The 24381-nt window shown below is 63.6% G+C and carries 24 protein-coding genes; 17 read left to right on the top strand and 7 right to left on the bottom strand.

Features of this window, described 5'->3' with window-relative positions; genetic code table 11:
- Positions 1–199: 199 nt before the first annotated feature.
- On the top strand, positions 200–1474 hold the full coding sequence (bioA, locus tag ACB031_RS10700; RefSeq protein ID WP_371139528.1) for an adenosylmethionine--8-amino-7-oxononanoate transaminase: 1275 nt from the start codon (positions 200–202) through the stop codon (positions 1472–1474).
- A gap of 133 nt (positions 1475–1607) precedes the next feature.
- Positions 1608–2450, top strand: coding sequence for a HAMP domain-containing protein (locus tag ACB031_RS10705; RefSeq protein WP_371139529.1), 843 nt, complete (start codon positions 1608–1610; stop codon positions 2448–2450).
- On the opposite strand, the gene ACB031_RS10710 is transcribed toward ACB031_RS10705, so the two are convergent.
- On the bottom strand, positions 2447–2797 hold the full coding sequence (locus tag ACB031_RS10710; RefSeq protein ID WP_010634517.1) for a hypothetical protein: 351 nt from the start codon (positions 2795–2797) through the stop codon (positions 2447–2449). The genes ACB031_RS10705 and ACB031_RS10710 overlap by 4 nt on opposite strands.
- A 193-nt stretch (positions 2798–2990) precedes the next feature.
- On the opposite strand from ACB031_RS10710, the gene asnS reads away from it, so the two are divergent.
- The 3 genes from asnS to ACB031_RS10725 all read left to right on the top strand — a co-directional run bounded on the left by asnS (position 2991) and on the right by ACB031_RS10725 (position 6901).
- Positions 2991–4391: an asparagine--tRNA ligase gene (gene asnS, locus ACB031_RS10715; protein WP_005299016.1), complete on the top strand. Its 1401-nt coding sequence runs from the start codon at positions 2991–2993 to the stop codon at positions 4389–4391.
- A 376-nt stretch (positions 4392–4767) separates the two neighbouring features.
- Positions 4768–6111 carry an anaerobic C4-dicarboxylate transporter gene (locus ACB031_RS10720; protein WP_005299013.1) on the top strand — a complete coding sequence of 448 codons (1344 nt, stop codon included), beginning with the start codon at positions 4768–4770 and terminating at the stop codon, positions 6109–6111.
- A 133-nt stretch (positions 6112–6244) separates the two neighbouring features.
- The gene (locus tag ACB031_RS10725; protein WP_371139530.1) at positions 6245–6901 is read left to right on the top strand and encodes a hypothetical protein; all 657 of its coding nucleotides are present in this window, start codon (positions 6245–6247) and stop codon (positions 6899–6901) included.
- An 85-nt stretch (positions 6902–6986) separates the two neighbouring features.
- Here ACB031_RS10725 and ACB031_RS10730 read toward each other — a convergent pair whose 3' ends face one another.
- Complete coding sequence (locus ACB031_RS10730; RefSeq protein WP_371139531.1) at positions 6987–8126, bottom strand: M20 family metallopeptidase; 1140 nt, start codon at positions 8124–8126, stop codon at positions 6987–6989.
- An 84-nt stretch (positions 8127–8210) separates the two neighbouring features.
- Positions 8211–9587 carry a C4-dicarboxylate transporter DcuC gene (gene dcuC, locus ACB031_RS10735; protein WP_371139532.1) on the bottom strand — a complete coding sequence of 459 codons (1377 nt, stop codon included), beginning with the start codon at positions 9585–9587 and terminating at the stop codon, positions 8211–8213.
- Positions 9588–9873: 286 nt separating this feature from the next.
- On the opposite strand from dcuC, the gene ACB031_RS10740 reads away from it, so the two are divergent.
- The 9 genes from ACB031_RS10740 to ACB031_RS10780 all read left to right on the top strand — a co-directional run bounded on the left by ACB031_RS10740 (position 9874) and on the right by ACB031_RS10780 (position 18313).
- Positions 9874–10188 carry a hypothetical protein gene (locus ACB031_RS10740; protein ID WP_005298999.1) on the top strand — a complete coding sequence of 105 codons (315 nt, stop codon included), beginning with the start codon at positions 9874–9876 and terminating at the stop codon, positions 10186–10188.
- Between the two features lie 316 nt (positions 10189–10504).
- Positions 10505–11416, top strand: coding sequence for a LysR family transcriptional regulator (locus ACB031_RS10745; RefSeq protein WP_042889121.1), 912 nt, complete (start codon positions 10505–10507; stop codon positions 11414–11416).
- A gap of 196 nt (positions 11417–11612) precedes the next feature.
- Entirely contained in the window at positions 11613–11963 is a 351-nt protein-coding gene (locus ACB031_RS10750; RefSeq protein WP_017779579.1) for an ArsC family reductase, read from the top strand.
- A gap of 9 nt (positions 11964–11972) precedes the next feature.
- Positions 11973–13100 carry a succinyl-diaminopimelate desuccinylase gene (gene dapE, locus ACB031_RS10755; RefSeq protein WP_319909863.1) on the top strand — a complete coding sequence of 376 codons (1128 nt, stop codon included), beginning with the start codon at positions 11973–11975 and terminating at the stop codon, positions 13098–13100.
- A complete protein-coding gene (locus ACB031_RS10760) occupies positions 13097–13786 on the top strand; it encodes a M15 family metallopeptidase (protein WP_010634524.1) in 690 nt (229 codons plus the stop codon). The genes dapE and ACB031_RS10760 overlap by 4 nt, the downstream gene beginning before the upstream one ends.
- Entirely contained in the window at positions 13783–13929 is a 147-nt protein-coding gene (locus ACB031_RS10765; RefSeq protein WP_005298986.1) for a hypothetical protein, read from the top strand. The genes ACB031_RS10760 and ACB031_RS10765 overlap by 4 nt, the downstream gene beginning before the upstream one ends.
- 271 nt (positions 13930–14200) lie before the next feature.
- Entirely contained in the window at positions 14201–15928 is a 1728-nt protein-coding gene (locus ACB031_RS10770; RefSeq protein ID WP_124250193.1) for a potassium/proton antiporter, read from the top strand.
- A 39-nt stretch (positions 15929–15967) separates the two neighbouring features.
- Complete coding sequence (locus tag ACB031_RS10775) at positions 15968–17071, top strand: beta-N-acetylglucosaminidase domain-containing protein (protein WP_371139533.1); 1104 nt, start codon at positions 15968–15970, stop codon at positions 17069–17071.
- 33 nt (positions 17072–17104) lie between these two features.
- On the top strand, positions 17105–18313 hold the full coding sequence (locus ACB031_RS10780; protein WP_279974100.1) for a sodium:proton antiporter: 1209 nt from the start codon (positions 17105–17107) through the stop codon (positions 18311–18313).
- An 86-nt stretch (positions 18314–18399) separates the two neighbouring features.
- On the opposite strand, the gene ACB031_RS10785 is transcribed toward ACB031_RS10780, so the two are convergent.
- Both ACB031_RS10785 and ACB031_RS10790 read right to left on the bottom strand, forming a co-directional pair.
- Complete coding sequence (locus ACB031_RS10785; protein WP_005298979.1) at positions 18400–19188, bottom strand: DUF1460 domain-containing protein; 789 nt, start codon at positions 19186–19188, stop codon at positions 18400–18402.
- A gap of 208 nt (positions 19189–19396) precedes the next feature.
- Entirely contained in the window at positions 19397–20029 is a 633-nt protein-coding gene (locus ACB031_RS10790) for a LysE family translocator (RefSeq protein ID WP_017786084.1), read from the bottom strand.
- A gap of 164 nt (positions 20030–20193) precedes the next feature.
- Here ACB031_RS10790 and ACB031_RS10795 point away from each other — a divergent pair, with 164 nt between their 5' ends.
- The 3 genes from ACB031_RS10795 to ACB031_RS10805 all read left to right on the top strand — a co-directional run bounded on the left by ACB031_RS10795 (position 20194) and on the right by ACB031_RS10805 (position 22818).
- Positions 20194–21816 (top strand): methyl-accepting chemotaxis protein, encoded by a 1623-nt coding sequence (locus ACB031_RS10795; RefSeq protein WP_371139534.1) that lies wholly within the window; start codon positions 20194–20196, stop codon positions 21814–21816.
- Between the two features lie 178 nt (positions 21817–21994).
- Complete coding sequence (locus ACB031_RS10800) at positions 21995–22525, top strand: DUF1523 family protein (RefSeq protein ID WP_010634531.1); 531 nt, start codon at positions 21995–21997, stop codon at positions 22523–22525.
- Positions 22522–22818 carry a helix-turn-helix domain-containing protein gene (locus tag ACB031_RS10805; RefSeq protein WP_005298972.1) on the top strand — a complete coding sequence of 99 codons (297 nt, stop codon included), beginning with the start codon at positions 22522–22524 and terminating at the stop codon, positions 22816–22818. Before ACB031_RS10800 ends, ACB031_RS10805 begins: the two co-directional genes overlap by 4 nt.
- A 101-nt stretch (positions 22819–22919) precedes the next feature.
- Here the strand turns inward: ACB031_RS10805 and ACB031_RS10810 are convergent, their stop codons facing one another.
- Together ACB031_RS10810 and rihA are read right to left on the bottom strand one after the other, a co-directional pair.
- Positions 22920–23390 carry a hypothetical protein gene (locus ACB031_RS10810; RefSeq protein WP_005298971.1) on the bottom strand — a complete coding sequence of 157 codons (471 nt, stop codon included), beginning with the start codon at positions 23388–23390 and terminating at the stop codon, positions 22920–22922.
- 34 nt (positions 23391–23424) lie between these two features.
- Positions 23425–24360: a pyrimidine-specific ribonucleoside hydrolase RihA gene (gene rihA / locus ACB031_RS10815; RefSeq protein WP_371139535.1), complete on the bottom strand. Its 936-nt coding sequence runs from the start codon at positions 24358–24360 to the stop codon at positions 23425–23427.
- Positions 24361–24381 lie beyond the last annotated feature (21 nt).

The raw sequence follows: 24381 nt of genomic DNA on the forward strand, positions 1-24381 counted from the left end.
TGGTGGGATCCTGCGCCGCCTTGCTTGCAAGACGTCTTTGTAAGAGCTCCTTGCAAGAGAGAAGCGCAAAACCCGCCGCCTGGCCCGGGCAAACAGGGATGCGCGCAGGGCCAAGTGGCTGAAATTGTTGGCTAGTGTAGAGAGCGCGCGTAGACTGTCAACACCGACCAGATCAATTCAATTGACAACAGAACAACAAATGACCAACCAAGAATTCGATTTGCACCATGTGTGGCACCCCTATACCTCCCTCACCCACCCCCTGCCCTGCTATGAAGTGGCCAGCGCCAAGGGGGTGACCCTCACCCTCAGCGACGGCCGCGAGCTGGTGGATGGCATGAGCTCCTGGTGGGCCTGTGTGCACGGCTATCAGGTGCCGGAACTGGACGCGGCCGCCACCGCCCAGCTCGGCAAGATGTCCCACGTGATGTTTGGCGGCCTGACCCATGCCCCGGCGGTGGAGCTCTGTCGCAAGCTGGTGGAGATCACTCCAAAGGGGCTGGATCGGGTGTTTCTGGCGGATTCAGGCTCGGTGGCGGTGGAGGTGGCGCTCAAGATGGCCCAGCAGTACTGGCACGCCAAAGGGACGCCTCGCGCCAAGTTTGTCGCCCTGCGCGGTGGCTATCACGGCGACACCTTCGGCGCCATGAGCGTGTGCGACCCGGATGGCGGCATGCACGAGCTCTATAAGGGGTTCCTGCCCGAGCACCATTTCGTGGAAGCCCCCAGCTGCCGTTTCCACGCCGAGTGGGACGAGCGTTGCGTGGTGGAGCTGGCCACCCTGATGGCGGACCATCACGAGGAGATCGCCGCCATCGTGCTCGAACCCATAGTGCAGGGCGCCGGCGGTATGCGCTTCTACCACCCCCGCTACCTGCAGTGGGTGCGCGCCCTGTGCGACGAGTTCGGCGTGCTCTTGATTGCCGACGAGATAGCCACCGGCTTTGGCCGCACCGGCCAGCTGTTTGCCTGCGACTGGGCCGGCATCAGCCCCGACATCATGTGTCTGGGCAAGGCGCTCACCGGCGGCTACCTCACCCTGTCGGCCACGCTCACTACCGAACATGTGGCTCGCACCGTGTGTGATGGGAAGGCTGGCGTCTTCATGCATGGGCCGACCTTTATGGGCAATCCGCTGGCCTGCGCCGTGGCCAACGCCTCCATCGATCTGCTGCAGGCCTCGCCGTGGCAGGAGCGGGTGCGCGCCATCGAGCATCAGCTGCGCACCGAGCTGGTGGAACTGACCCTGCATCCGGCGGTGGCCGACGTGCGGGTGCTCGGCGCCATCGGGGTGGTGGAGATGAAGGAGCGGGTGGACGTGGCGCGCATCCAGCGCAAGTTCGTGGAGCTGGGCGCCTGGATCCGCCCCTTTGGCAAGCTCATCTACCTGATGCCGCCCTTCGTCATCAGCCCGGCACAGTTGACCGTGCTGACCGGCGCCATCGCCGCCACCATCCACAGCGGCGAGTTCTGAGCCAACAGCGCAGACCCTGCCGCTCAGGCAGGGTCTTTTGAATCTTTTTCATCAGAATGTGAGCAAGACACCAGACCCGGGCCGCCAAGACGCGTAGACTGCGCGGGTTTTACCCAACAGATGTACCGTTCCCATGCGCCTCTCCATTGCTGCCAAAATCAACTTCTTCCTGCTGTTCATCTTCTCCATGGTGCTGGTGTTTTCCGCGGCCTATCAGGCGGTGCGCGAGCGCGATCTCATCCTGACCCTCATCAAGGAGCAGAGCCGCGAGCAGACCGAAGCCTATTTCGATGGCCTCAACATGCTGATGCTGACCGGCAAGATGGAAGCCCGCGATACCCTGCGCGACAAGTTCCTCGAGCACGCTCACGTGGAGGATGCCCGCATCGTGCGCAGCGAGGCGGTGAGCAAGCAGTACGGGGCCGGCCGCGAGCACGAGCAGTCCAAAGACAGGTTCGACGAGCTGGCACTGGCGGGTAAAGGGAGCCTGGAGGTGGTACACGACGGCATGCACAGCAAGCTGGTGGTAACCCGTCCGCTGCTGGCCAAGAAGGATTTTCGCGGCACCGATTGCACCAGCTGCCACCAGGTGCCGGAGAACACCGTGCTGGGGGCGGTGCGCTTTGATTACTCCCTCGACACCCTGTTTACCCGGGTCGAGCAGAACATTCTCACCTCGGCCCTGAGCCTCACCGTCATCTTCGGGCTGGGGCTGCTGCTCACCCTCTGGGTCATCCGTACCTGGATCGTCCGCCCTCTCAACCAGCTGACCCGCTCCATGGAGGAGGCCACCGACCTGCACGACTTCGGCCACCGGCTGGAAGGGGATGAGGGGGACGAGATTGGTCGGGTGGCGCTCGCCTACAATCAGATGCTCGACAGCGTGGAGCGCCAGCTCGGCAAGCGCCCCGCTGGCGAGCAGCCGCGGGCGGGGCAAGCGCCCTCCAGCCGCGACCCCTCCGAGCCGGCAGACTAGCCCAGGTAGTAGAACAGCAGGCTGGCGACGAGGATCAGCAGCAAGATAGCCAGGTGCACCCGCCCCGTGTCCTCCCGCCGCCGGCAGCGCCAACGCTCTGCCAGCAGCACCGCCAGGGTCAGCAGGCAGCATCCCCAGAGCCCGTGCAGCAGCCAGGGGGTGAGCTGGGGATCCCAGCTCTGGCGCACCTTGATCCCGCCATAGACCAGAAAACCGTAGGCCACCTCTGGCCGGGCGAAGTGGTAGAGGGAGAGCAGCACGATAAAGCCGCCCCAGCAGAGGATCACCAGCCCCCGCAACACCCGTGTCAGCCCGTCCGGCCCCCGTCGCCGCTCTTTCACGTCCATCCCCCGTTCCGCTGGCCCGCCAATGAAGTGATTGGCGCCGAAATCCCCCCCAGAGTCCGACATTTTTGCTTGTTTATCAAACCTGCGCGGGTAAGATGAACGGCTTAGTCTGCCATGGTGGGCCATCTGTGCCCGGGCCAGACCCCTAGTGTTGCAAATAGCGCTGCAAGAACAAGCTGGAGACAATATTTCGATGACGCACGCATCCGTAGTAGATGTGCTGGCCGGTAAGTATTCGGTCGGCACCACCCTGACAGTGAAAGGGTGGATCCGGACCCGCCGTGATTCCAAGGCGGGGATCTCATTTTTGGCCGTTTCCGATGGCTCCTGTTTCCATCCGGTACAGGCCGTCGTCCCCAATACCCTGGCCAATTACGAGAATGAAGTGCAGCGTCTGACCACAGCTTGCTCCGTCGAAGTGACCGGCACCGTGGTCGAGTCCCAGGGCAGCGGCCAGGCGTTCGAACTGCAGGCCACCGAGGTCAAGGTGGTGGGCTGGGTCGAAGATCCGGACACCTACCCCATGTCCGCCAAGCGCCACAGCATCGAGTACCTGCGCGAGCAGGGCCACCTGCGTGCCCGCACCAACATCGTCGGCGCCGTGACCCGGGTGCGCAACTGCCTCTCCCAGGCCATTCACCGCTTCTTCCACGAACAGGGCTACCTCTGGATCGCGGCTCCGCTCATCACCGCCTCCGACACCGAAGGCGCCGGCGAGATGTTCCGCGTCTCCACCCTGGATCTGGAAAACCTGCCGCGCACCCCACAAGGCAAGGTGGACTACGACAAGGACTTCTTCGGCAAGGAGACCTTCCTGACCGTATCCGGCCAGCTGAACGTCGAGACCTACGCCTGCGCCCTGTCCAAGGTCTACACCTTCGGGCCGACCTTCCGCGCCGAAAACTCCAACACCAGCCGCCATCTGGCCGAGTTCTGGATGGTGGAGCCGGAAGTGGCCTTCGCCGATCTGGAAGACAACGCCGCGCTGGCCGAAGCCATGCTGAAGTACGTCTTCAACGCCGTGCTGAGCGAGCGCCGCGACGATCTGGAGTTCTTCGCTCAGCACGTGGACAAGGACGCCATCGGCCGTCTGGAGCGCTTCGTCGCCTCCGACTTCGCCCAGATTGACTACACTGACGCCATCGAAGTGCTGAAGAACTGCGGCAAGAGCTTCGAGTTCCCGGTCTCCTGGGGTATCGATCTCTCTTCCGAGCACGAGCGCTACCTGGCCGAAGAGCACTTCAAGTCACCGGTAGTAGTGAAGAACTACCCGAAAGACATCAAGGCCTTCTACATGCGCCTCAACGACGACGGCAAGACCGTTGCCGCCATGGACGTACTGGCCCCGGGCATCGGCGAGATCATCGGCGGCTCCCAGCGTGAAGAGCGTCTCGAGGTGCTGGATGCCCGTCTGGCCGAGATGGGCCTGAACAAGGAAGACTACTGGTGGTACCGCGACCTGCGCCGCTACGGCACTGTGCCGCACTCCGGTTTCGGTCTGGGCTTCGAGCGTCTGGTGGTCTACGTGACCGGCATGGGCAACGTGCGCGACGTGATCCCCTTCCCGCGTACCCCACGCACCGCCGAGTTCTGATTACGGGACTTTGCCGACAAAGCCGACCTCAGGGTCGGCTTTTTGTTGCCCGCTCCCCTGCCACCGGCTTGTCTTGGCCACAATTAATCACTTTTTTTGCAACAAACCGCTCCCCTCGCCTTTTTATCCTGCTACCCTGCCCGCCTTCAAGCTCCATACGATGCCACCCGTTACCCCTAAAATAACAAAATGGTTAATACGTGGTTTTTATGGCGTTAAATCAAAAAGCGATGAGTTATTGAAGTACCTCAAATTTTTGCCCCCTTGTGGCAGGCAAAATAACCACTAACCCTTTAGGGCTAAATAAAAAACAGACAATCCCGGTCCATGCGCCCAACACAGCACTTACATGGATTAAATAACGCGAGGTAATGGAATGATCTTGATGGAATTTTTGGTGGTACTCGGCTGCTTGCTGCTGGGTACCCGGTTTGGCGGTATGGGGCTGGGTCTCATCAGCGGCATCGGTCTGTTCCTGCTGACCTTCGTGTTCGGTCTGGTGCCGGGCGAACCGCCGGTGCAGGTGATGCTGACCATACTGGCGGTGATCGGTTGTGCCGCCACCCTGCAGACCGCTGGCGGTCTCAACCTGATGATGCAGGTGGCAGAGCGTCTGCTGCGCCGTCACCCCCAATACATCACCATACTGGCCCCGCTCACCACCTGGACCCTCACCTTCCTGTGCGGTACCGGCCACGTGGTCTACACCATGTTCCCCATCATCGCCGACATCGCGCTGCAAAAGAACATCCGTCCCGAGCGCCCGATGGCGGTGGCCTCCGTCGCCTCCCAGATGGCCATCTGCGCCTCGCCGGTTTCGGTGGCCGTGGTCTCCATGGTCTCCATCCTGGCGGCCGGTCACGGCATCGGTCAGGCCTACGGTCTGCTCGACATCCTGATGATCGCCATCCCCTCCTCCCTGACCGGCGTCATCGTGGCGGCCCTCTGGAGCCTGCGCCGTGGCAAGGATCTGGACAAGGACGAAGAGTTCCAGGCCAAGATCCAGGATCCGGAGCAGCGCGCCTTTATCTACGGCGGCGGTGAAACCCTGCTCAACACCAAGTTCCCGAAAGAGGCCTACTGGTCTACCTGGATCTTCTTCGCCGCCATCGCTGCCGTGGTACTGCTGGGGGCCAACGAAGGTCTGCGTCCGGTCTTCACCATCAAGGACAAAACCGGCCCGCTCTCCATGAACCTGGTGATCCAGATGATGATGCTGATCGCCGGCGCCATCATACTGATGCGCTGCAAGGTCAAGCCGGGCGAGATCGCCAACGGCGCCGTCTTCAAGGCAGGCATGGTCGCCATCTTCTCCGTGTTCGGGGTTGCCTGGATGAGCGAAACCTTCTTCCAGGCCCACATGCCGCTGCTCAAGGAGACCCTGGCCCACGTGGTACAGGCCCAGCCCTGGACCTACGCCCTGGTGCTGTTCCTCATCTCCAAGCTGGTAAACAGCCAGGCCGCGGCGCTGACCGCCATCGCCCCCATGGGGCTGGCGCTGGGGGTCGAACCCAAGCTGCTGATCGCCTTCCTGCCGGCGAGCTACGGCTACTTCGTGCTGCCGACCTACCCAAGCGATCTGGCCTGTATCGGTTTCGACCGCTCCGGCACCACCCGCATCGGCAAGTTCATCATCAACCACAGCTTCATCATCCCGGGGCTGATCGGGGTGGTGACCTCCTGCTCGCTGGGCTTTATCCTGACCAGCATCCTGCTCTGACGGAGTCGCACCGCGCAATCCGTTCCACAGGCCCCCGCTCGGGGGCCTGTGCTTTTCGCTCACCTTCCCGCTTTGCCAACCGCCTGCACTCTGGGTAGCATGACCCCTCTTTTTCTTTGCGGAATCTCCCCCCATGTCTCGTGTCATCGTGCTCTGGAGCGGCGGCAAGGATGCCATGCAGGCGCTCTGCCATGCCCGTGAAGCGGGTCATCAGGTGGTGGCACTGGCCACCTTTGCCCCCCCTTCGCCCCGCTTCCTCGCCCATCCTCTGTCACAAGTGCGTCGACAGGCGGCGGCCCTCGGGCTGCCCCATCGGCTGGTCACCATAGAGGCGCCGTTCGATCTCGGCTATGAGCGGGCGCTGGCCAAGCTTAAGGAGGAGTGGCAACTGGATGGGGTGGTCACCGGCGATATCGACAGCGTGGGCGGCGCGCCTAACTGGATCCGCGAGCGCTGTCGCCCGCTTGGTCTCACCGTGCATACGCCGCTCTGGCAGCTATCCCGCGAGGCGCTGCTGGCGGATCTGCTGGCCCGCGGCATCGTCGCCCACCTCTCCTGCGTCGATACCAAAGTGTTGGCTTCCGAGTGGGTGGGACGCACGCTGGATGCGGCCACCCTAGCCGAGTTGCAGCAGCTGGCAGCAACCCAAGGCTTCGATGCCTGCGGCGAGCAGGGGGAGTACCACACCATGGTGACCGACGGCCCGGGTTTTACAGCTCCGCTGGTGCTCGGCCGCTGGCAGGTCGCCCGTCAGGAGCAGCTCGCCTATCTGCTGGAGGGTGAGGAGTAGCACGCAGTTCCGTTCGACCGGTCTGCACCGGCACAACAGATAAAAAACGGGAGGCGATGGCCTCCCGTTTTGCTCTTCATGCTGCCTATCTTGCCAGCTTGCCCAACACCCGCTGCAACAGGCGGATGCGCGGCTCGATGCTCTCCAGCAGCAGGAACTCAGCCTCCGAGTGGAAGCCGCCCCCCATGGGGCCGAAGCCATCCAGCGACGGCACGCCCGCCGCGGCGGTGAAGTTGGCATCCGAGCCGCCACCGGCCTCCAGCCAGTTGAAGGGGACCCCCTCCTCTTTCGCCGCCGCCTCCACCAGCGCCATCAACGCCTCGGTGTCACCGCTCGGGCGCATCGCCGGCTTGAAGCTCTGGCGATCCACCTCGACCCGGCAACCGGCGAGGAAGGGGTTGTTGGCCATGAAGGTGAGCCGCTCGTGCACGGTGGCCGCTTCGTCATTGTTCCAGAAGCGCAGGTCGACGATCGCCTCGGCAAAGTCCGGCACCACGTTGACGCCGGTTCCTCCCTGCACCACCCCCACGTTCATGGTGGTGCCGGTGTCGAGGTTGACCTGCTGGTTGATGGCGAGCACCCAATGGGCCAGCTCGGTGATGGCGGAGATCCCCTCGCTCAGCGCCGAGCCGGCGTGGGAAGCCTTGCCGTGGAAGGTGATGCGGTACTTGGCATTGCCCTTGCGGGCGCTGATGAGATCCCCGTTCGGGCGGGCCGCCTCGGCCACCAGCACGCAGCCGCTCTGTCTGGCCTTCTCCACCAGCCACTCCTTGGACCAGGGGGAGCCTATCTCCTCGTCACAGTTGCAGCAGACCAGCACCTTCAGTTTGGCCAGCACGGCCGGGTCCATCCCCTTGAGGGCATACCAAATGGAGAGCAGGCCGCTCTTCATGTCCGACACGCCGGGGCCAAAGGCCTGATTGTCTTCCACTTTCAGCGGGCGCTTGGCCGCCGTGCCCACGGGGAAGACGGTGTCCATGTGGCCCACCAGCATCACGTCGTAATGGCTGGCGCCGGGAGCATTGGTTGCCTCGAGGCAGGGGCCGCACTCGGCGGCGAACTGGTGGCGAGTCACCTGCCAGCCGATGGCCTCATATTTCTCGGTCATGATGTCGGCCACCGTCGCCACCCCGGCCGGGGTGCGGGTACCGCAATCGAGGTTGATGAGGGGGGCCAGATCAGCCAGGTAGGCGTCCAGAGAAAAAGCGTTGCGAGAGTCTGTCATTGTCATCTCCTGGGACGGGAGGGCACGCCTCCCGTCCGATAGCCGAGTGAAAGGGGCGAACGACCCATGCCGTCCGCCACCCGCTTACATAAACAGCAGATAGTTGAGGGTGAGCGCCGTCACCACGGCGCCAGCCATGGGCACACAGGTGCGCTTGACCACCACGAAGGGGGAGACCTTGGCGATGCCCGCGCAGGCGATCAGCACCGCCGCGATGGGGGAGACGGTGCGGCCTATGCTGGAGGCGAGCTGCATCGGCAGCAGCATGGTCACCGCCGGCACCCCAAACTTGGCCGCCACCGCGGGGGCCAGGGTCGAGAAGCTCAGGAAAGCCGCGTTGCCCGAGCCCATGATGACCGCCGCCACCATGATGAGTCCCACCATCACCAAGGTCATCAGGCCGCTGCCGATGCCGGCATTGCTGGCCGAGAGCAGCAGAGTGTCGATGGCACCGATGGCCTTGAGGGATTCGGCAAACAGCTCGGCACAGACGATCAACGCCACCACGGGGCCGAATACCTTGCCCATGCCGTCGAGGAAGCTGGAGAGCCCTGCGAAGGCGCTGCGCACCGAGCGGGTACGCAGCAGCTCGCACAGCATGCCGATAAAGACCGACAGCAGCATGGCCACCTCCACGCTCATCTTGATGTCGCTCACCAGCAGCTTGGAGAAGGTCATCATCAGCACGAAGGGGATGATGGGCAGCAGGCCGTACCAGGTCGGTACGGGCACCTCGTCTGCCCCTTTCTCGTCCAGCTCAGCGTGCTCGCCCCGATGCTGGGCCGGATCCCAGCCATCCTGGCGGTCACAGTGCCGCTGCCAGAAGAAGTGCAGCACCATGGTCACCAGCAACATGGGGGCCACCAGCCAGATCTGGTAGTCGACGAAATAGCTGGTGGGATCCATGCCGGATTGGCCGGCGGAGAAGATAGCATTGGTCTGGGTCGGGCCGATTTCGAACGCCTGGGAGGTGGCGATGACACCGCAGGCGGAGGCCGGGCTGATGCCGAGGTTGCGCATCACCGGATACATGGTGACCATCAACAAGAGGCCGAGGCCGGTGGCGGAGGTGACGAACAGGGAGACGAAGACCGCCACCAGGTAGCAGATGGCCAGCATCAGGTAGCTGGACTGGATGCCCGCCACCGGTTTGACCGCCACCCGCACCAGCGCCTGGGAGGCGCCGATATGGGACATGTAGGTGGCAAAGCCGGCCACCGCCATGATGGTGAGGCCGAGCCCCGCCGCCCGGTAGGAGAAGATCCCCTTGAACACCTCAAACAGGTCGAACAGGGCGAAGCCGGTGCTCTTGTCGGCGGGCAGAATGGGGTGCAATCCCAGCCAGTAGGCGACGGTGAAGATGGTCATGCCGGCCAGTGCCAGCACCGCCTGCGGGTTGTAATCCTTGATGATGCCGTAGACCACGGCCAGCAGTACGAGCAAGACGAAGACGAGTTCCAAATATTCACTCCTGATAAAGTTATCGAGGAGCGAAATCTAGTGGTCCGACCGCGCTTTCCCATTGATCCCTGTCAAGAAAGATGGCTTGACCGCACTTCGATAAAATAAAATGCTACACACTTAACAAAAAACGGTCTTTTAAACTAAAGGCAAACCTTTAGAATCCCTTTGCCACGCGTTCTGGCGAATAACCTCAGGCTTTTTTGCTTTGGATCAACGTCAGGGGCCAGTGAACTGGCCAAGATGCGCAACGACACACAGAGACCGTTTCGCGCCGGAGAGAGTTATGACAGACCGAGCCACCGCAGGCATGACGACCTGCGACTACAAGCTATGGGACATCCTCGTCGAGTCTGCAAAGGAACGCACCACCATTCGTTACTCCAAGCTGGCCAGGCAGGCCGGGCTGGAGAATTGCCAGGATGAGCTGCGCACGCTGCTGCAACGCATCCGCATGTACTGCACCGAGCATCAGTTGCCGATCCTCTCCGCCATCGTGGTGGACGATGTGGGCAAATATACCGGCCTCTCCTCCAGTTTGCCGGACGCCCCCTGGGAGCGGGCCAAGGTGTTTGACTACCAGTGGCCGGTTGCGCCCTGAGTGCTCAGTCCCTCACCATAACGCGCCCACCGGCGCGTTTTGTACTTCTTCGGGCCCCTTTTTCCTGAACCGCAGGCAAAAAAAACCCGCCGAGACGGCGGGTACTAAGCAAGCAACGCTCTGGATGACCAGAGTAAAGAGTTCAGGCTGTCGAATCTTGCCACCTCCGGCACCACGCGAAAGAGGTAACAGGACAACATGGGTTTGCATAAATCGCTGATTTACCCAAGCTTCATGCTGACCATCGACGGGAAATGAGACTAAAGTGAAGGCCCTGCTTAAGGAAATGATTTATTAGTATTCCATTATGCACAGAATGAATTTACGAGGCGTCGACCTCAACCTGCTGGTGGTGCTCAAGGCACTGCTGGAGGAGCGCAACACCACCAAGGCCGCCGAACGGCTCGCCATGAGCCAGCCGGCCGTCAGCCGGGCACTGGCCCGTTTGCGTCTGCTCTATGACGATCCCCTGCTGATCCGCACCCCCCAGGGCATGGAACCCACCGCCCGGGCAGAGGCCTTGCTGTTGCCGCTGCGAGAGATCCTGCGCGACATCGAGCAGACCTTCAGCCCGCCAGAACAGCTCGACCCCGCCCAGTTCGAGGGGGTGCTGCGCATCGGGGCCCACACCTATGTGGAATACGTGATGATGCCGAGCCTGCTGGCCCGGCTGCAGCAGCAGGCGCCCAACCTGCGCATCCACATGGTGCCGCTCAATGCGGACTACGAGAGCCAGCTCGACGAAGGGGTCATCAGCATGGTGATCAGCAAACAGGACGAGGTGCCCGGCCGTTTTCGCCGCATCCCGCTGTTCGAGGACAAGCTGATCTGCGCCGCCCACCGCAGCCATCCGCTGCAGGGTCAGGTGCTGTGCATCGAATCCTTCGCCCAGGCCCAGCACCTGCTGGTCGCCCCCCGCGGCAGCGAAGGGGGCATCGTCGATGATCTGCTGGCTGCCCACGGCATGACCCGACACACCCCCTTGATAGTACAAAGTTTTCTGGCGGCCCCCTTCATCCTGCCCTACGCGCCTCTGCTGCTAACCTCCCCTGCCCGGGTGCTGCGTCCGCTGATGCCGCTGCTGGATCTGGTGGAGTACGAAACCCGCTTTACCCTGCCCACCTTCGAGGTGAGCCTCATTCGCCATCGTCGCGACGACAACAACGCCATGCTCAACTGGTTCGAATCCGAACTGCACCTCTGGTGTCGCACCCAGAGCGAACTCTGATACCCGCCGGCGCGTCCTGCGCCGGGTACTTTTCCCCTCCTCCCAGGCCCGACCAGCGCCTCGCCTCACCGCCCCCATGCGCATCGGCGTTGCCTTGGGATCGCCACAATGCCAGAATCGGGCCTCCTCTTGATTTCCCGTTTCAGGACTCAAGTTTCGGCTTTCCGGGCCCATGCCCGCAGACAAAGGACTCCCCATGGCCACCACCCTCTATGGCATCAAGAACTGCGACACCATCAAGAAAGCCCGCAAGTGGCTGGAGCAGGCCGGCATCGACTACCGCTTTCACGACCACAGGGCCGACGGCCTGAACCCGGCCGACCTCGACCGCTGGCTGAACCAGCTCGGCTGGGAGGCGCTGCTCAACAGCCGCGGCACCACCTTTCGCGCCCTGCCGGACGAAGCCAAACAGGGGCTCGACACCGCCAAGGCCCGTGCCCTCTTGCTGGAGCACCCGGCCATGATCAAGCGCCCGCTGCTGGACCAAGACGGCGAGCTGACTCTGGGCTTCAAGGCCGATCACTACCAATCCCTCTTCTCTCGTTAAGGAAAAACGATGTCGGATGTCATCGCACTGGCCAAGAATCTGATCCGCCGCCCCTCCGTTACCCCGCTGGATGAAGGGTGCCAGACCCTGATGGCGGAGCGCCTCGCCAAGCTCGGCTTCGTCATCGAGCCCATGGTGTTCGAAGACACCACCAACCTCTGGGCCCGCCGCGGCAGCGAAGGGCCACTGTTCTGCTTCGCCGGCCACACCGACGTGGTGCCCGCCGGCCCGCTGGACAAATGGCATACCCCGCCGTTCGAGCCGACCATCCAGGATGGCGTGCTCTACGGGCGCGGCGCCGCCGACATGAAGGGCTCGCTGGCCGCCATGGTGGTGGCGGTCGAGCGCTTCGTGGCCGAGCATCCGGATCACGCCGGGTCGATTGCCTTCCTCATCACCTCCGACGAGGAGGGGCCCTTCATCAACGGTACCACCCGGGTGATCGACACCCTGGAGGCCCGTAACGAGAAGATCCGCTGGTGCATCGTCGGCGAGCCCTCCTCCACCGCAGTGGTGGGGGACGTGGTGAAGAACGGCCGGCGCGGCTCCATCACCGGCGATCTGCTGGTGCGCGGGGTGCAGGGCCACGTCGCCTACCCCCATCTGGCGGACAACCCGATCCACAAGGCGGCCCCGGCGCTGGCCGAGCTCGCCGCCATCGAATGGGATCAGGGCAACGCCTACTTCCCCCCCACCAGCTTCCAGATCGCCAACATCCAGGCGGGCACCGGTGCCTCCAACGTCATTCCCGGCGAACTGCACGTCCAGTTCAACTTCCGCTTCAGCACCGAGCTCACCGATGCCGCGATCCGCGAGCGGGTCGAAGCCCTGCTCGAGCGGCACGGTCTGGATTACCAGATCAAGTGGACCCTCTCCGGCCAGCCCTTCCTCACCGACACCGGCAAGCTGCTGGCGGCGGCGGTTTCTGCCATCGAGGCGGTGAACGGTCAGCGACCGGCCCTGCTCACCACGGGGGGAACGTCCGATGGGCGCTTCATCGCCCCCACCGGGGCGGAAGTGATCGAGCTGGGCCCGGTCAACGCCACCATCCACAAGGTAAACGAGTGCGTGAAGGCGGACGACCTGGATCTGCTGGCAGACATGTACCAAGGGGTGCTCGAGAGGTTGCTGGCATGACCCAGGATCAGCTACTGGGCCAGGATGAGGGTCACCTCATCCTGGTGGGGCAAGGCCCGCACCGGCTGACGGCCGCCACCGCGGCGGCCTTCAACGACATGCAGGTGGCCGCCGCCCACGCCGGCTTCAACCTGCAGCCCGCCTCCAGCTGGCGGGGCTTCGATCGCCAGCTCGCCATCTGGAACGGCAAGTGGCGCGGCGAGCGGCCGCTGCTCGATGCCCATAGCCAGCCCATCGACGCCCTGCAACTGAGCGACGAGGAGCGGCTGCACGCCATCCTGCACTGGAGCGCCCTGCCTGGCACCAGTCGCCACCACTGGGGCACCGATCTCGACATCTACGACCCGGACTGCCTGCCCGCCGGCACCAAACTGGCGCTGGAGCCCTGGGAGTATGAAGAGGGGGGCTGGTTTGCCGACTTGAGCGAGTGGCTGGAGGATCGCATGAACGACTTCGGCTTCTTCCTGCCCTATGCCAAGCCGGCCGGTGCCGGCAGCGGCGTCGCCTACGAGCCCTGGCACCTCAGCTTTGCGCCTGAGTCCCGCGAGCAGCGGCTCGACCCGGCCGCGCTGGCACTTTGCCTGCAACAGGCGGATATTGAAGGCAAGGCGACCATACTGGCCAACCTCGACGAGATCCTGGCCCGCTATGTCACCCTGGCCACCGACGAAAGGAGTAGCACATGAACCTCTGGCTCTGGATAGGCTTGCCCCTGCTCTTCCTGCTCGGCCTGTTTCTCAACGCCATCAAGGACATGAAGCGACTGGAGAAAGAGCTGCCCCGCTACAAGGACAAGATCCGGGAAGTGAAGGACGACGAGGACGACTGACAACCTCGGTCAGCAGGGGCCCGGCGTGGGCCCCTGCCGTTTGCTGCCCTCTGCGGCGCCCGCCTCTCCCTCAAGTGTCCGTTTTGTGAACATCATCACGTTGCCGACCTCTCTGATCCCCCCGATGACCCCCTTTTGATGGCCAGAACCCTTCGCAGCAATCGCACTGAAAATGTAAAAAACTGCAAATAAATGCACAATTAAGCCACACGGAGCCGGTCAAACTGCATATAATGTGCCTGATTTGCATTTTGACAGAAGGAGTTCGCCATTGGATGCCGTCACCATCAACAGTTTCTTCCTCGTCGCGGCCTTGTTGGTGGGTGCCAGTGTCCTGTTGAGCGCGCTCTCCTCCCGTCTCGGTATCCCTATCCTGGTGATCTTCCTCGCCGTCGGCATGCTGGCCGGTGAGGACGGCCCCGGTGGCATCCACTTCGCCGACTACTCCATCGCCTACCTGGTGGGCAACCTGGCGCTCGCCATCATATTGCTGGACGGCGGCATGCGCACCCGGGTCTCCTCGTTCCGGGTCGCGCTCTGGCCCGCCCTGTCGCTCGCCACGGTCGGGGTGGCCATCACCACCGGCCTGACGGGTCTCGCCGCCGCCTGGCTGTTTAACCTCAACCTGCTGCAGGGGATGCTGATCGGCGCCATCGTCGGCTCCACCGATGCGGCGGCGGTCTTCTCCCTGCTCGGCGGGCGCAGCCTCAACGAGCGGGTCAGCGCCACCCTGGAGATAGAGTCAGGCAGCAACGATCCCATGGCGGTGTTTCTCACCGTCACCCTGATCGAGGTGCTGGCCACCGCCCAGCAGGGGCTGGATGGCGGCTTTCTGCTGCTGCAACTGCTCAAGCAGTTCGGACTGGGGGCCGGCATCGGCCTTGGCGCCGGCTGGCTGCTGTGGAAGCTCATCAACAGCGCCCGGCTGGCCCCCGGCCTCTACCCGCTGCTGACCGTCAGCGGCGGCCTGCTCATCTTCGCCCTCACCACGGCGGTAGGCGGCAGCGGCATCCTGGCCATCTACCTCACCGGCCTGTTGCTCGGCAACCTCTCCCTGCGCAGTCGCAGCACCACCCTGTCGGTGCTGGACGGCCTCACCTGGCTCAGCCAAATCGGCATGTTCCTAGTGCTGGGGCTGCTCGCCTCCCCCCACAAGTTGCTGCCCATCGCCCTGCCGGCGCTGGCGCTGGCCATGTGGATGATCCTGTTCGCCCGCCCCATCTCGGTCTGGATCGGCCTGCTGCCGTTCAAGAACTTCGCCCCCCGCGAGCGCTGGTTCATCTCCTGGGTCGGCCTGCGCGGCGCGGTGCCGATCATTCTGGCGGTGTTCCCCATGATGGCGGGGCTGCCCAACGCCCAGCTCTACTTCAATGTCGCCTTCTTCGTGGTGCTGGTTTCGCTGATCCTGCAGGGCAGCTCGCTGCCGCTGGCCTCCCGCCTCGCCCGGGTCGAAGTGCCGGCGCCCCCCTCGCCCATCAACCGCTCTGGGCTTGAGATCGATCTCGATAGCCAGTGGGAGACCTTCGTCTATCGCCTGAGCGACGAGAAGTGGTGCATCGGCTCGCCGCTGCGGGATCTGCGCATGCCCAAGGGCACCCGCATCTGCGCCCTGTTCCGCGAGCAGGAGCTGCTGCACCCCTCGGGCAGTACCTGTCTGCAATCGGACGACATCCTCTGCGTCATCGGCCACGAACGCGACCTGCCTGCCCTCGGCCAGCTGTTCAGCCAGGCGCCGGAGCAGGATCTGGGCCCCCGCTTCTTCGGCGACTTCCTGCTGGAGGCGGCCGCCAAGCTGGTGGATCTGGCACCGCTGTATGGGCTGGATGTGAGCGAGGTGGCGGATCAGACCCTTGGCCATTTTATTGCACAGCAGTTGGGCGATAATCTGGTAGTCGGCGACCACGTCGAATGGCAGGGGCTGATCTGGACCGTGGCCGAAATGGAAGAGGGTGAACCCCGCAAGATAGGGGTACGTTTTCTGGAAGAAGATCCGGTCTGATCGCCGTCTGCCTCGTCCTCTGCGAGAAGGGAGTTATCTATGCCTTACCAAACCCTGTTGTCCGGCCTGCAACCCCCTTCGCCCAACCTGGGGGTGATCGAGGGCTTCTTTGGCAAGGGCTGGAGCTGGGAAGCCCGCGCCCGCTACGCCCAGTGGCTGCCCCGCCACGGTTACGGCTTCTATCTCTATGCCCCGAAAGAGGATGGCTATCTGCGCAAGCACTGGGCCAAGCCCTGGCCTGCCGCCCAGCTCGAGGCGCTGCGCCAGCTCGCCCGCCAGTGCCGCGACAACGGTCTCGCCTTCGGGGTGGGGCTGAGCCCCATGGGCGCTCACCACGACTATGCCCGCCAGCGACCGGCCCTGCTGGAGAAGGTGCGGCTCATCGAGGAGGAGCTCAAGCCTGACATCCTGGCGATCCTGTTTGACGACATGAAGGGGGATACCCCGGATCTCGCCCACTGGCAGCTCACCATCGCCCACGACATCGCGGCCCATACCGGTGCCGGCCGGCTGCTGTTCTGCCCCAGCTACTACAGCACGGATCCTGTACTGGAGAAGGTGTTCGGCGCCATGCCCCCCCACTATCTGCAGGATCTGGGGCAGGGGCTGGATCGGCGCATCGACATCTTCTGGACCGGCCCCAAGGTCTGCTCCAGCGAGTACCCGGCGGCCCACTTGCGGCAGACGGCCGAGTGGCTGCACCGCAAGCCGTTCCTGTGGGACAACTACCCGGTCAACGACGGCAGCAAGGCCAGCAGCTTCCTGCACCTGCGCGCCTTCGAAAACCGCCCGGCGGAGTTGGCGGATCTCGTGAGCGGCCATGCGGTCAACCCCATGAAGCAGGCGGCGCTGTCGGCCCTGCCGCTGGCCACCCTGCCGATGAGCTACCGGCTCGGCAAGCAGTACGACCCGGACAAGGCGCTGCACGCCTCCCTCAACGCCACCTGCGGCCCGCAGATCTCCGCCATGATCCAGGCCGATCTGCCGCTGTTTCAGGACATAGGGCTGGCCCAGCTGACTCCTGAGCAGGTGACTCACCTCAAGGCCCGTTATCTGCCGTTTCGCGACCAATCCTGCGTAGACGAGATCCTGCGCTGGCTCGATGGCGAGTACGTGTTCGACCCGGACTGTCTCACCGACTGATCCCCACCCAGGCACATTGCCACAGGAGGCAGCATGGACGCGTCCCTGATTTACCAGAACCTGGCGGTGATCGCCGCCTTCCTGCTCATCTACAGCCTGATCGCCGGGCGCTTTGAATCCCGCCTCATCAACGGCCCCTTGCTGTTCTTGCTGATGGGCTGGCTGCTGGGGCCGGGCGGCATCGAGCTGCTCTCCCTCTCCATCGACAGCGACGGCATCAAACTGCTGGCGGAGCTGACCCTGGTCATAGTGCTGTTCAGCGATGCGGCCAACACCAACTGGCAGGTGCTGCTGGCCAACCGCAGCCTGCCCATCCGGCTGCTGCTGATCGGCCTGCCGCTCACCCTGCTGGCAGGCACCCTGTTCGGCCGCTGGGTCTACCCGGACCTGCCGCTGCTGGAGCTGGCCATCCTCTCCACCATACTCGCCCCCACCGATGCGGCGCTCGGCAAGGCGGTGGTGAGCAACCCGGCGGTGCCCGCCCCCATCCGCGAGGGGCTCAACCAGGAGAGCGGCCTCAACGACGGCATCTGCGTGCCCGTGCTGCTCCTGCTGCTCGCCCTCATCGCCCCTACCGAACAGCACAGTGGCACCGGCCTGCTGGCCATCACCCTGCTGCTGGAGGAGATCGGCATCGGCCTGCTGGTGGCCTGGGGGCTCACCACCTTCACCCTGCGCCTGCTCAAGACCTCCTACCTCAACGGCTGGCAGCTGCCGCTCTGGCGCCAGCTCACCATGCCGGGGCTGGCCCTGCTCTGCTTCGCGCTGGCCCAGACCCTGGGGGGCAGCGGCTTCATCGCCGCCTTCGTCGGCGGCCTGCTGATGGGCCGCAAACTGGGGGAGCACAAGCACGCCTACCTGGACAGCTGCGAGGGATACGGGGATCTGCTCTCTGTGGTGATCTGGATGGTGTTCGGCGCCACCCTGATGCCCATGCTGGCAGAGCTGCTGCACTGGCAATACTGGCTCTATGCCGCCGCCAGCCTCACCCTGCTGCGCATGCTGCCGGTCTGGCTGAGCCTGCTCGGCACCGGCCTCAAGCTTGAACTCAAGCTCTTCATCGGCTGGTTCGGGCCGCGGGGGCTGGCCAGCATCGTCTTTGCGGTGATGGTGCTGCAAAATGAGCCGGCCCTCCTCGGCCAGCGCCCCATCATCGCCACCGTGCTCTGCACCATCATACTGAGCGTCATCCTGCACGGTCTCACCGCCAATCCCTGGGTCGCCCGCTTCAAACCCCGTTGAGGGGCGCCGCCAACAAAAAGCCCCGGGCACTGCCCGGGGCTTTCTTTTGTCAGACGCAAGGCGTCCATCTCGGCCAGTGCCCCTCCCTAGGAGCTCGCGTCCTCGGCCTGCGGCCGATAGACCAGGATCCCCGGCTTGTTCTGCACATACTCCAAGAAGGGAGAGTCCACCACCTGCATCTTGCTCGAGAGGGAGGAGGCATTGCGCAGCACGGGGCCGTTCTCGCCACGGATGAAGATGCCGGTGTGAGTAACGTCGAGCCCGGCCAGATCGGTGTAGATGCCGATGTAGTCCCCCTCTTCCAGCAGACTCAGGGTGTTCTCGTCGATGCTGGCGGACGGAATGTAAGTGATGTCCCGCGCCGTCACCCCCAGCCCCGGAATGTAGTGGCCGCCGTCCGCCTTCTGGTTGAGCAGCTTGGCGGTGGTCACCGCGGCGCCGCCCACCAGATGGGTCACGTCGCTCACCTTGTTGTCACCATGCACCCAGTCTGAGAAGAAGTGCTTTCTGGTCAGATAGTTGACCTCACCGTTCACGTAACGAGTGTGCATCAGGTTCTCGATGAAGTGATGCACACTCGTTGCGCGACGCAGCGACTCGACGTAGTCCAGATAGGTGAAGCAGTCGAGCCCGCCAAAATCTACCACCAGCTTCTCCTGCACCTCGTTCGACCCCACCAGCCGGTTGGCCACATAGGGGTTGCCCAGAAACAGGCTGGAGAAGGTCTTGATCGTCTGACCCGGCGCCCCCTGCTGGCGGGCAAACAGCTCGATAAGTTGCGGCTCCTTGATGTTGTAAAAATCGAGGTTTCTCTCTTTGCCGGCAGCCGCCGCGCCGGCAAACAGGAGCAATGCGATACTGGTCAGCCTCATCATCCTTAAATCTCCTTGCTCGGAATGTTAATAAACGGACCCTGTGCACCCTCTCGCAGGGGCAAGAGAATGCCATTCGAGACTGACGGCATCCCGGCCGTTTGCAAACCGGATAAATGTAAGCAAATGTGGCCAACCGCCCGCCAGCATACGAAAAAGCCCCGCATGGCGGGGCTTCTCGGCAGTAACAGACCAGCTGGCAAGTGCGGTATCAACCCAGCGCCAGCCAGACCCCGACAAACAGCATGAGAGAGCCGGCGATCCGGTTCATCAGGGTGACGTTGCCGCTCTTGGCGAGGAAGTGGCGCAGGGTGCGACCGCCGCTCGCGTAGAGCAGCAGGCAGGAGAACTCGATGAGCAGGATCAGGGCCACCAGGGCGCTGATCTGGGGTGCCATCGGCTTGGCCGCATTGATGAAGGGAGGCAGCAGGGAGACCATGAAGGCCCACCCCTTGGGGTTGGCGATGGCGGTGACGAAGCCCTGCATGGCCAGCGCCAGCGGCCGCGTCTCCTGGGCGGCCGACAGATCCGCCGGGATCGCCAGCTTGCCCTTGGCCTGCCACATCTGGATGCCGAGCCAGATAAGATAGGCGCCGCCCACATATTTGAAGGCGGCAAACAGCGCCGGGTAGTTGAGCATCACGGCCGCCACCCCGATCACCGACAGCACAGAGACCAGGCCGACCCCGATGAGCTCGCCCCACATCATGTGCAGGGTGCGGCGCACCCCCAGACTCATGCCGAGGGTCATCGCCAGGGTCATGCACATGCCGGGGGTCACGGAGACAAAAAAGAACGTGGGAATAAACAGCGCCAAAATGGCAGGATCGATCCAGTCGGACACACAACACCTCCATGGTAACAGACCGATGATCTTGCCTATCACACTCATTTAACACAAGAAAAAACCTTTTCAAATAGCCGGTTTTGCACCTTAAAAACCTGTGACAAGCTTTGTCGCGCCTGTGTAAGATGCCGCCTTGTTTCTCTTTTGGGTCAGGATCTTTCATGTCATTGAATAATCTCTCTATCCGTCTGCAAGTACTCATCCCTCTCCTGCTCGCCAGCCTGTTGATGGTCCTGATGATCGGGATCGGCAAACAGGACATCGACCGCGCCATCGGCGACATGAACGAGACCACCGCCAGCGTGACCCGTCACAAGGACGACATCGCCACCCTGATCCACGCCACCTACCGGCTGCGCACCAACGCCATCTACGGCCTCTATGACCCCGCCCGCTTTGCCCAGCTGCCCAACGAACTCTCCGCCGCCGAGCAGGAGATAGGTGCCATCCTGGCCAGACTGGCCATCGCCGGTGCCGAGCAGGACAACAGCCGGGTCGCGGCTGCCCTGCAGGCCTACCTCAGCCACACCCGCAGCAACATGCTGCCGCTGCTGGCCGCCAAGCACCAGGGCGGCGGCGATCCTGCCGCCTATGAGCAGGCCCGCCTGCGCTTTCGCGATCTGGGGGAAGATCTCATCAAGCAGATCGATGCCATGTCCGCCCACGTCAACCAGCTGATCCTGGCTGAAATTGCCGAGGAGCAGGCTCACTACCACGCCACCCTGCTGCGCACCCTGCTGCTGATGGCAGCCAGTCTGGCCGCCGCCCTGTTTGGCGGCTGGTGGCTCTCCGGCCGCATCGTGCGCCCCATCGGTCAGCTGCAGCAGGTGATGCGCGCGGTGGCCCAGGGCCGCTTCAACGTGCGCGCCGCCGCCAACGGCAACAACGAGCTGAGCCAGCTGGCCGCCGACATCAACCAGACCCTGACCCAGCTTGGCAGCACCATCAATACCCTCACCGGCATCAGCGGCAACGTGGCCTCCGCCGCCACCGAGCTCGCCGCCGTGATGACCCAGGCAGAGGTCAATGCCCAGCAGCAGCGCGGTGAGACCGAACAGGTGGCCTCCGCCGTCACCGAGCTGGCCAGCACCGCCGACAACGTCAACCACAATGCCGCCCTGGCCGACGAGCTGGCGCGCGATGCCAACCAGCGGGTCGAAGAGGGGCTGGCGCTGTTTGCCGAGAGCATTCAGGCCAACAGCCGCATGGCCAACAGTCTGGAGAGCGCCGCCTCCGTGGTGGCCAGCCTCAAGTCCCAGTCCGAGCAGATCGGCAAGGTGATCGAGGTCATCCAGGGGATTTCCGAGCAGACCAACCTGCTGGCCCTCAACGCCGCCATCGAGGCCGCCCGCGCCGGTGAAACCGGTCGCGGCTTTGCGGTGGTGGCCGACGAGGTGCGCATGCTGGCGGCCCGCACTCAGGACTCCACCAAGGAGATCCAGGCCATCATCGAGCAGTTGCAGAGCCAATCCCTCTCCGCCAACAGCGGCGTGCAGGATACCCTGGCCATCCTGGCCCACAACCAGCAGCTCTCCGGCCAGGTACAGGATCTGCTGGGCGGCATCACGGAGGCGGTCAACCAGATCAACGGCGCCAACGCCCAGGTGGCCACCGCCGCCGAGGAGCAATCCTGCGTCACCGCCGACATCAACCGCAACATCACCAACATCCACGAGATCGTGAACCAGAACGCGGCCGGCATCAGCCAGAGTGCTGCCGCCAGTCACGAACTGTCACAGCTCGCCGAGCAGCAGCGCAAGCAGCTGTCCCAGTTCCAGCTGTGACGCCGACCCGCTGACCAGACAGAGAGGCCCCGCAAGCGGGGCCTCTCTGTTAATGACGCTGATGACTTGTTATTGTTTTAAACGCTATTTTTTATGATTAGGCTTCATTGGGGGCTGGGCTACCTCACCAAATGTGGGTATGGTAGAGGCACGTCACTCCCCCTCATGCGAGATCATCATGAAGCTGTCCTTCAAGAAACCGGCCTTCATCGGCCTCGGGCTCATCGCCCTCGTCACCGCCATCTGGCTCGACTACTACCTGCCGGAACACACCATCGCCACCATCACAGGGGTGGAGGTGAAGCGCACCGACAAGGATGGCCCCATCAGCCAGAAGAACCCGGCCGACGGCCCCACCACCGACGTCTACTACATCTATACCGAGCGTCCCGGCGAGAAGATCCGCGTGTTCCGCAACGAGGATACCGAGTGGGGCTGGCCCTTCTACTTCAAGTTCAACGCCGCCGACGTGCAGGCCAAGGCCAAGTCGATGGAGTTCGAAAAACGGCTGGCCATCATCACCTCCTACGGCTGGCGCATCAACATGTTCTCCATGTTCCCCAACGTCACCAAGATTGAGAGCACCGAGCCCGACGCCTCTACCTGGAGCTTCTTCCGCTGGTTCTGGTTCGGCATCTGGGCCCTGGTGATGGGCAAGGCTGCCATCGCCACCTGGCGCTACTTCGATCGTCTCGAGGACGAGATATGAGTGAGCCGAGCAAGACGCGCACCAGCTTCTATCGCCGGCTCTACGTGGCCTGGCTGATCAGCCAGGGCACGGATACGGTACCGGCCATCATGGAGGCGACCGGCATGCCGCGCCGCACCGCACAGGATACGCTCAGCGCCCTGGCCGAGCTGGACATCAGCTGCGGCTTCGAGCAGACCGAGGGGGCTCGCCATCTGCAGGGGCACTATCGCATCAGTGACTGGGGACCCATCAACCCGGCCTGGATAAAAGCCCAGCTGCCGGTCATCAAAGAGACGCTGGGTTACCCCTAAAAGTGACTGGGGGGCAATCCGAGCCAATCCACCAAATAGAAAGAGGGCCAGCCGACAAGGCTGGCCCTCTTTCTATCTCTGCCAAGGCCTAGGCCTTCTTTCTACTCGGGGAAAGGCTCCTCCGGCAGCGACTCCTGGCTCTCGCCCCGGGTGCAGTCGATGATGGAGCGTTTGGGGTTGTTGGGATCGCGCAGCAGCAAAGGGGCCAACCCCTCGTCGTGCTTCTGTTCGTCGGAAAACTCGCTGCCGTAGGCATTGTGGGTAAGCCGGCGCGCGTTGGCGATGGGGGTATCCACGAACAGGGCGTGCACCTCGAAGGTGGAGGCCGGAATGAGAAAACCACTGATGGGCAGGCCGTGCAGCTCCTGGCGGGTCTTGTACCAGGCGAAGCCGTCCGCCACCTTGTAGGGGGTGTAGTGGTTGAGCTGCGGGTGCGCCGGCTTGCCCGTCTCGCTGTCAAGATAGAGATCGTCCAGCTCGCAGGTCGCCAGCCCCTGCCACATCGACTCGAACGGCGTGGCACACCCCGTCAGTTGCAACCCGGCCAACAGTGCCAGCCCTGTCTTCCACATCGCTTCGCCCCTTCTTGCAAGAGTGGAACTGCGTTCAGTCAAAGGCCCGCAGCCGCGTGACCAGCAGATCGATAAAACCGGCCCGATCCAGCCCCAGCAGCACCAGCGCATTGGCCGGCTTGCCGGTCAGACCGTAGCGATCCACCACCGTCATGCCGCTAGTATGGGTACCGCCGGTCTCGATATCGACCCGGCACTCGACCCCGTGGAACAGCGCGGGAGCCAGCAACCAGGCAATGGTACAGGGGTCGTGCAGCGGCGCGCCAGCAAATCCCCACTTGGGATCCCTGTGGTAGATCATGAAAAAGTCGAGCAGCCCGGCCACGCACTGGGCCACCGGATTGGTGATGGCGCGCACCCGTTCGATATCCTCGTCCATCACCTGCGCCTGGTGGGTCACGTCCAGCCCGCACATGGTGATGGGGAGCCCCGACTTGAACACCATATCGGCCGCTTCCGGGTCCACATAAATGTTGAACTCCGCCGCCGGGGTCCAGTTGCCGGCCCCTGCGGCGCCCCCCATCAGCACGATGCGGGCGATCTTGGATTTGAGCTCGGGGTGGGCCGCCAGCAGCAGGGCGATGTTGGTGAGCGGGCCGGTCGGCACCAGGGTCACGGGCTCAGGGCTCTCGCGCAGGCACTTGGCCATCAGCTCGAGGGCGGTCATGGACACGGGGGCAAAGGCGGGATCCGGCAACTTGGGGCCATCGAGCCCCGATTCGCCATGGACGTTGTCGGCGATGATAAGCTCGCGGGCCAGCGGCTTGGGAGCCCCCGCCGCCACCGAAATGTCGTCACGCCCCAGCAGGGTCAGGATGCGCAGGGCGTTGTTGAGGGTCTTGTCCGGCGTCTGGTTGCCGGCGCTGGTGGTGACCGCCAGCACCTTGAGCTCGGGGCTGGCCAGCGCCAGGATGAGGGCGATGGCATCATCGTGGCCGGGATCGCAATCGAGAATAACGGGCAACGCCATGGACAGGCTCCTTACAACATG

The organism is Aeromonas sp. S8(2024) (genome assembly GCF_041403085.1).
Classification (GTDB): domain Bacteria; phylum Pseudomonadota; class Gammaproteobacteria; order Enterobacterales; family Aeromonadaceae; genus Aeromonas; species Aeromonas dhakensis.

Excerpts from the sequence above, each read along its gene's own strand:
- bioA (WP_371139528.1), top strand. The coding sequence starts at position 200 with ATGACCAACCAAGAATTCGATTTGCACCATGTGTGGCACCCCTATACC.
- ACB031_RS10705 (WP_371139529.1), top strand. The coding sequence starts at position 1,608 with ATGCGCCTCTCCATTGCTGCCAAAATCAACTTCTTCCTGCTGTTCATC.
- ACB031_RS10710 (WP_010634517.1), bottom strand. The coding sequence starts at position 2,797 with ATGGACGTGAAAGAGCGGCGACGGGGGCCGGACGGGCTGACACGGGTG.
- asnS (WP_005299016.1), top strand. The coding sequence starts at position 2,991 with ATGACGCACGCATCCGTAGTAGATGTGCTGGCCGGTAAGTATTCGGTC.
- ACB031_RS10720 (WP_005299013.1), top strand. The coding sequence starts at position 4,768 with ATGATCTTGATGGAATTTTTGGTGGTACTCGGCTGCTTGCTGCTGGGT.
- ACB031_RS10725 (WP_371139530.1), top strand. The coding sequence starts at position 6,245 with ATGTCTCGTGTCATCGTGCTCTGGAGCGGCGGCAAGGATGCCATGCAG.
- ACB031_RS10730 (WP_371139531.1), bottom strand. The coding sequence starts at position 8,126 with ATGACAGACTCTCGCAACGCTTTTTCTCTGGACGCCTACCTGGCTGAT.
- ACB031_RS10740 (WP_005298999.1), top strand. The coding sequence starts at position 9,874 with ATGACAGACCGAGCCACCGCAGGCATGACGACCTGCGACTACAAGCTA.
- ACB031_RS10745 (WP_042889121.1), top strand. The coding sequence starts at position 10,505 with ATGAATTTACGAGGCGTCGACCTCAACCTGCTGGTGGTGCTCAAGGCA.
- ACB031_RS10750 (WP_017779579.1), top strand. The coding sequence starts at position 11,613 with ATGGCCACCACCCTCTATGGCATCAAGAACTGCGACACCATCAAGAAA.
- dapE (WP_319909863.1), top strand. The coding sequence starts at position 11,973 with ATGTCGGATGTCATCGCACTGGCCAAGAATCTGATCCGCCGCCCCTCC.
- ACB031_RS10760 (WP_010634524.1), top strand. The coding sequence starts at position 13,097 with ATGACCCAGGATCAGCTACTGGGCCAGGATGAGGGTCACCTCATCCTG.
- ACB031_RS10765 (WP_005298986.1), top strand. The coding sequence starts at position 13,783 with ATGAACCTCTGGCTCTGGATAGGCTTGCCCCTGCTCTTCCTGCTCGGC.
- ACB031_RS10775 (WP_371139533.1), top strand. The coding sequence starts at position 15,968 with ATGCCTTACCAAACCCTGTTGTCCGGCCTGCAACCCCCTTCGCCCAAC.
- ACB031_RS10780 (WP_279974100.1), top strand. The coding sequence starts at position 17,105 with ATGGACGCGTCCCTGATTTACCAGAACCTGGCGGTGATCGCCGCCTTC.
- ACB031_RS10785 (WP_005298979.1), bottom strand. The coding sequence starts at position 19,188 with ATGATGAGGCTGACCAGTATCGCATTGCTCCTGTTTGCCGGCGCGGCG.
- ACB031_RS10795 (WP_371139534.1), top strand. The coding sequence starts at position 20,194 with ATGTCATTGAATAATCTCTCTATCCGTCTGCAAGTACTCATCCCTCTC.
- ACB031_RS10800 (WP_010634531.1), top strand. The coding sequence starts at position 21,995 with ATGAAGCTGTCCTTCAAGAAACCGGCCTTCATCGGCCTCGGGCTCATC.
- ACB031_RS10805 (WP_005298972.1), top strand. The coding sequence starts at position 22,522 with ATGAGTGAGCCGAGCAAGACGCGCACCAGCTTCTATCGCCGGCTCTAC.
- ACB031_RS10810 (WP_005298971.1), bottom strand. The coding sequence starts at position 23,390 with ATGTGGAAGACAGGGCTGGCACTGTTGGCCGGGTTGCAACTGACGGGG.
- rihA (WP_371139535.1), bottom strand. The coding sequence starts at position 24,360 with ATGGCGTTGCCCGTTATTCTCGATTGCGATCCCGGCCACGATGATGCC.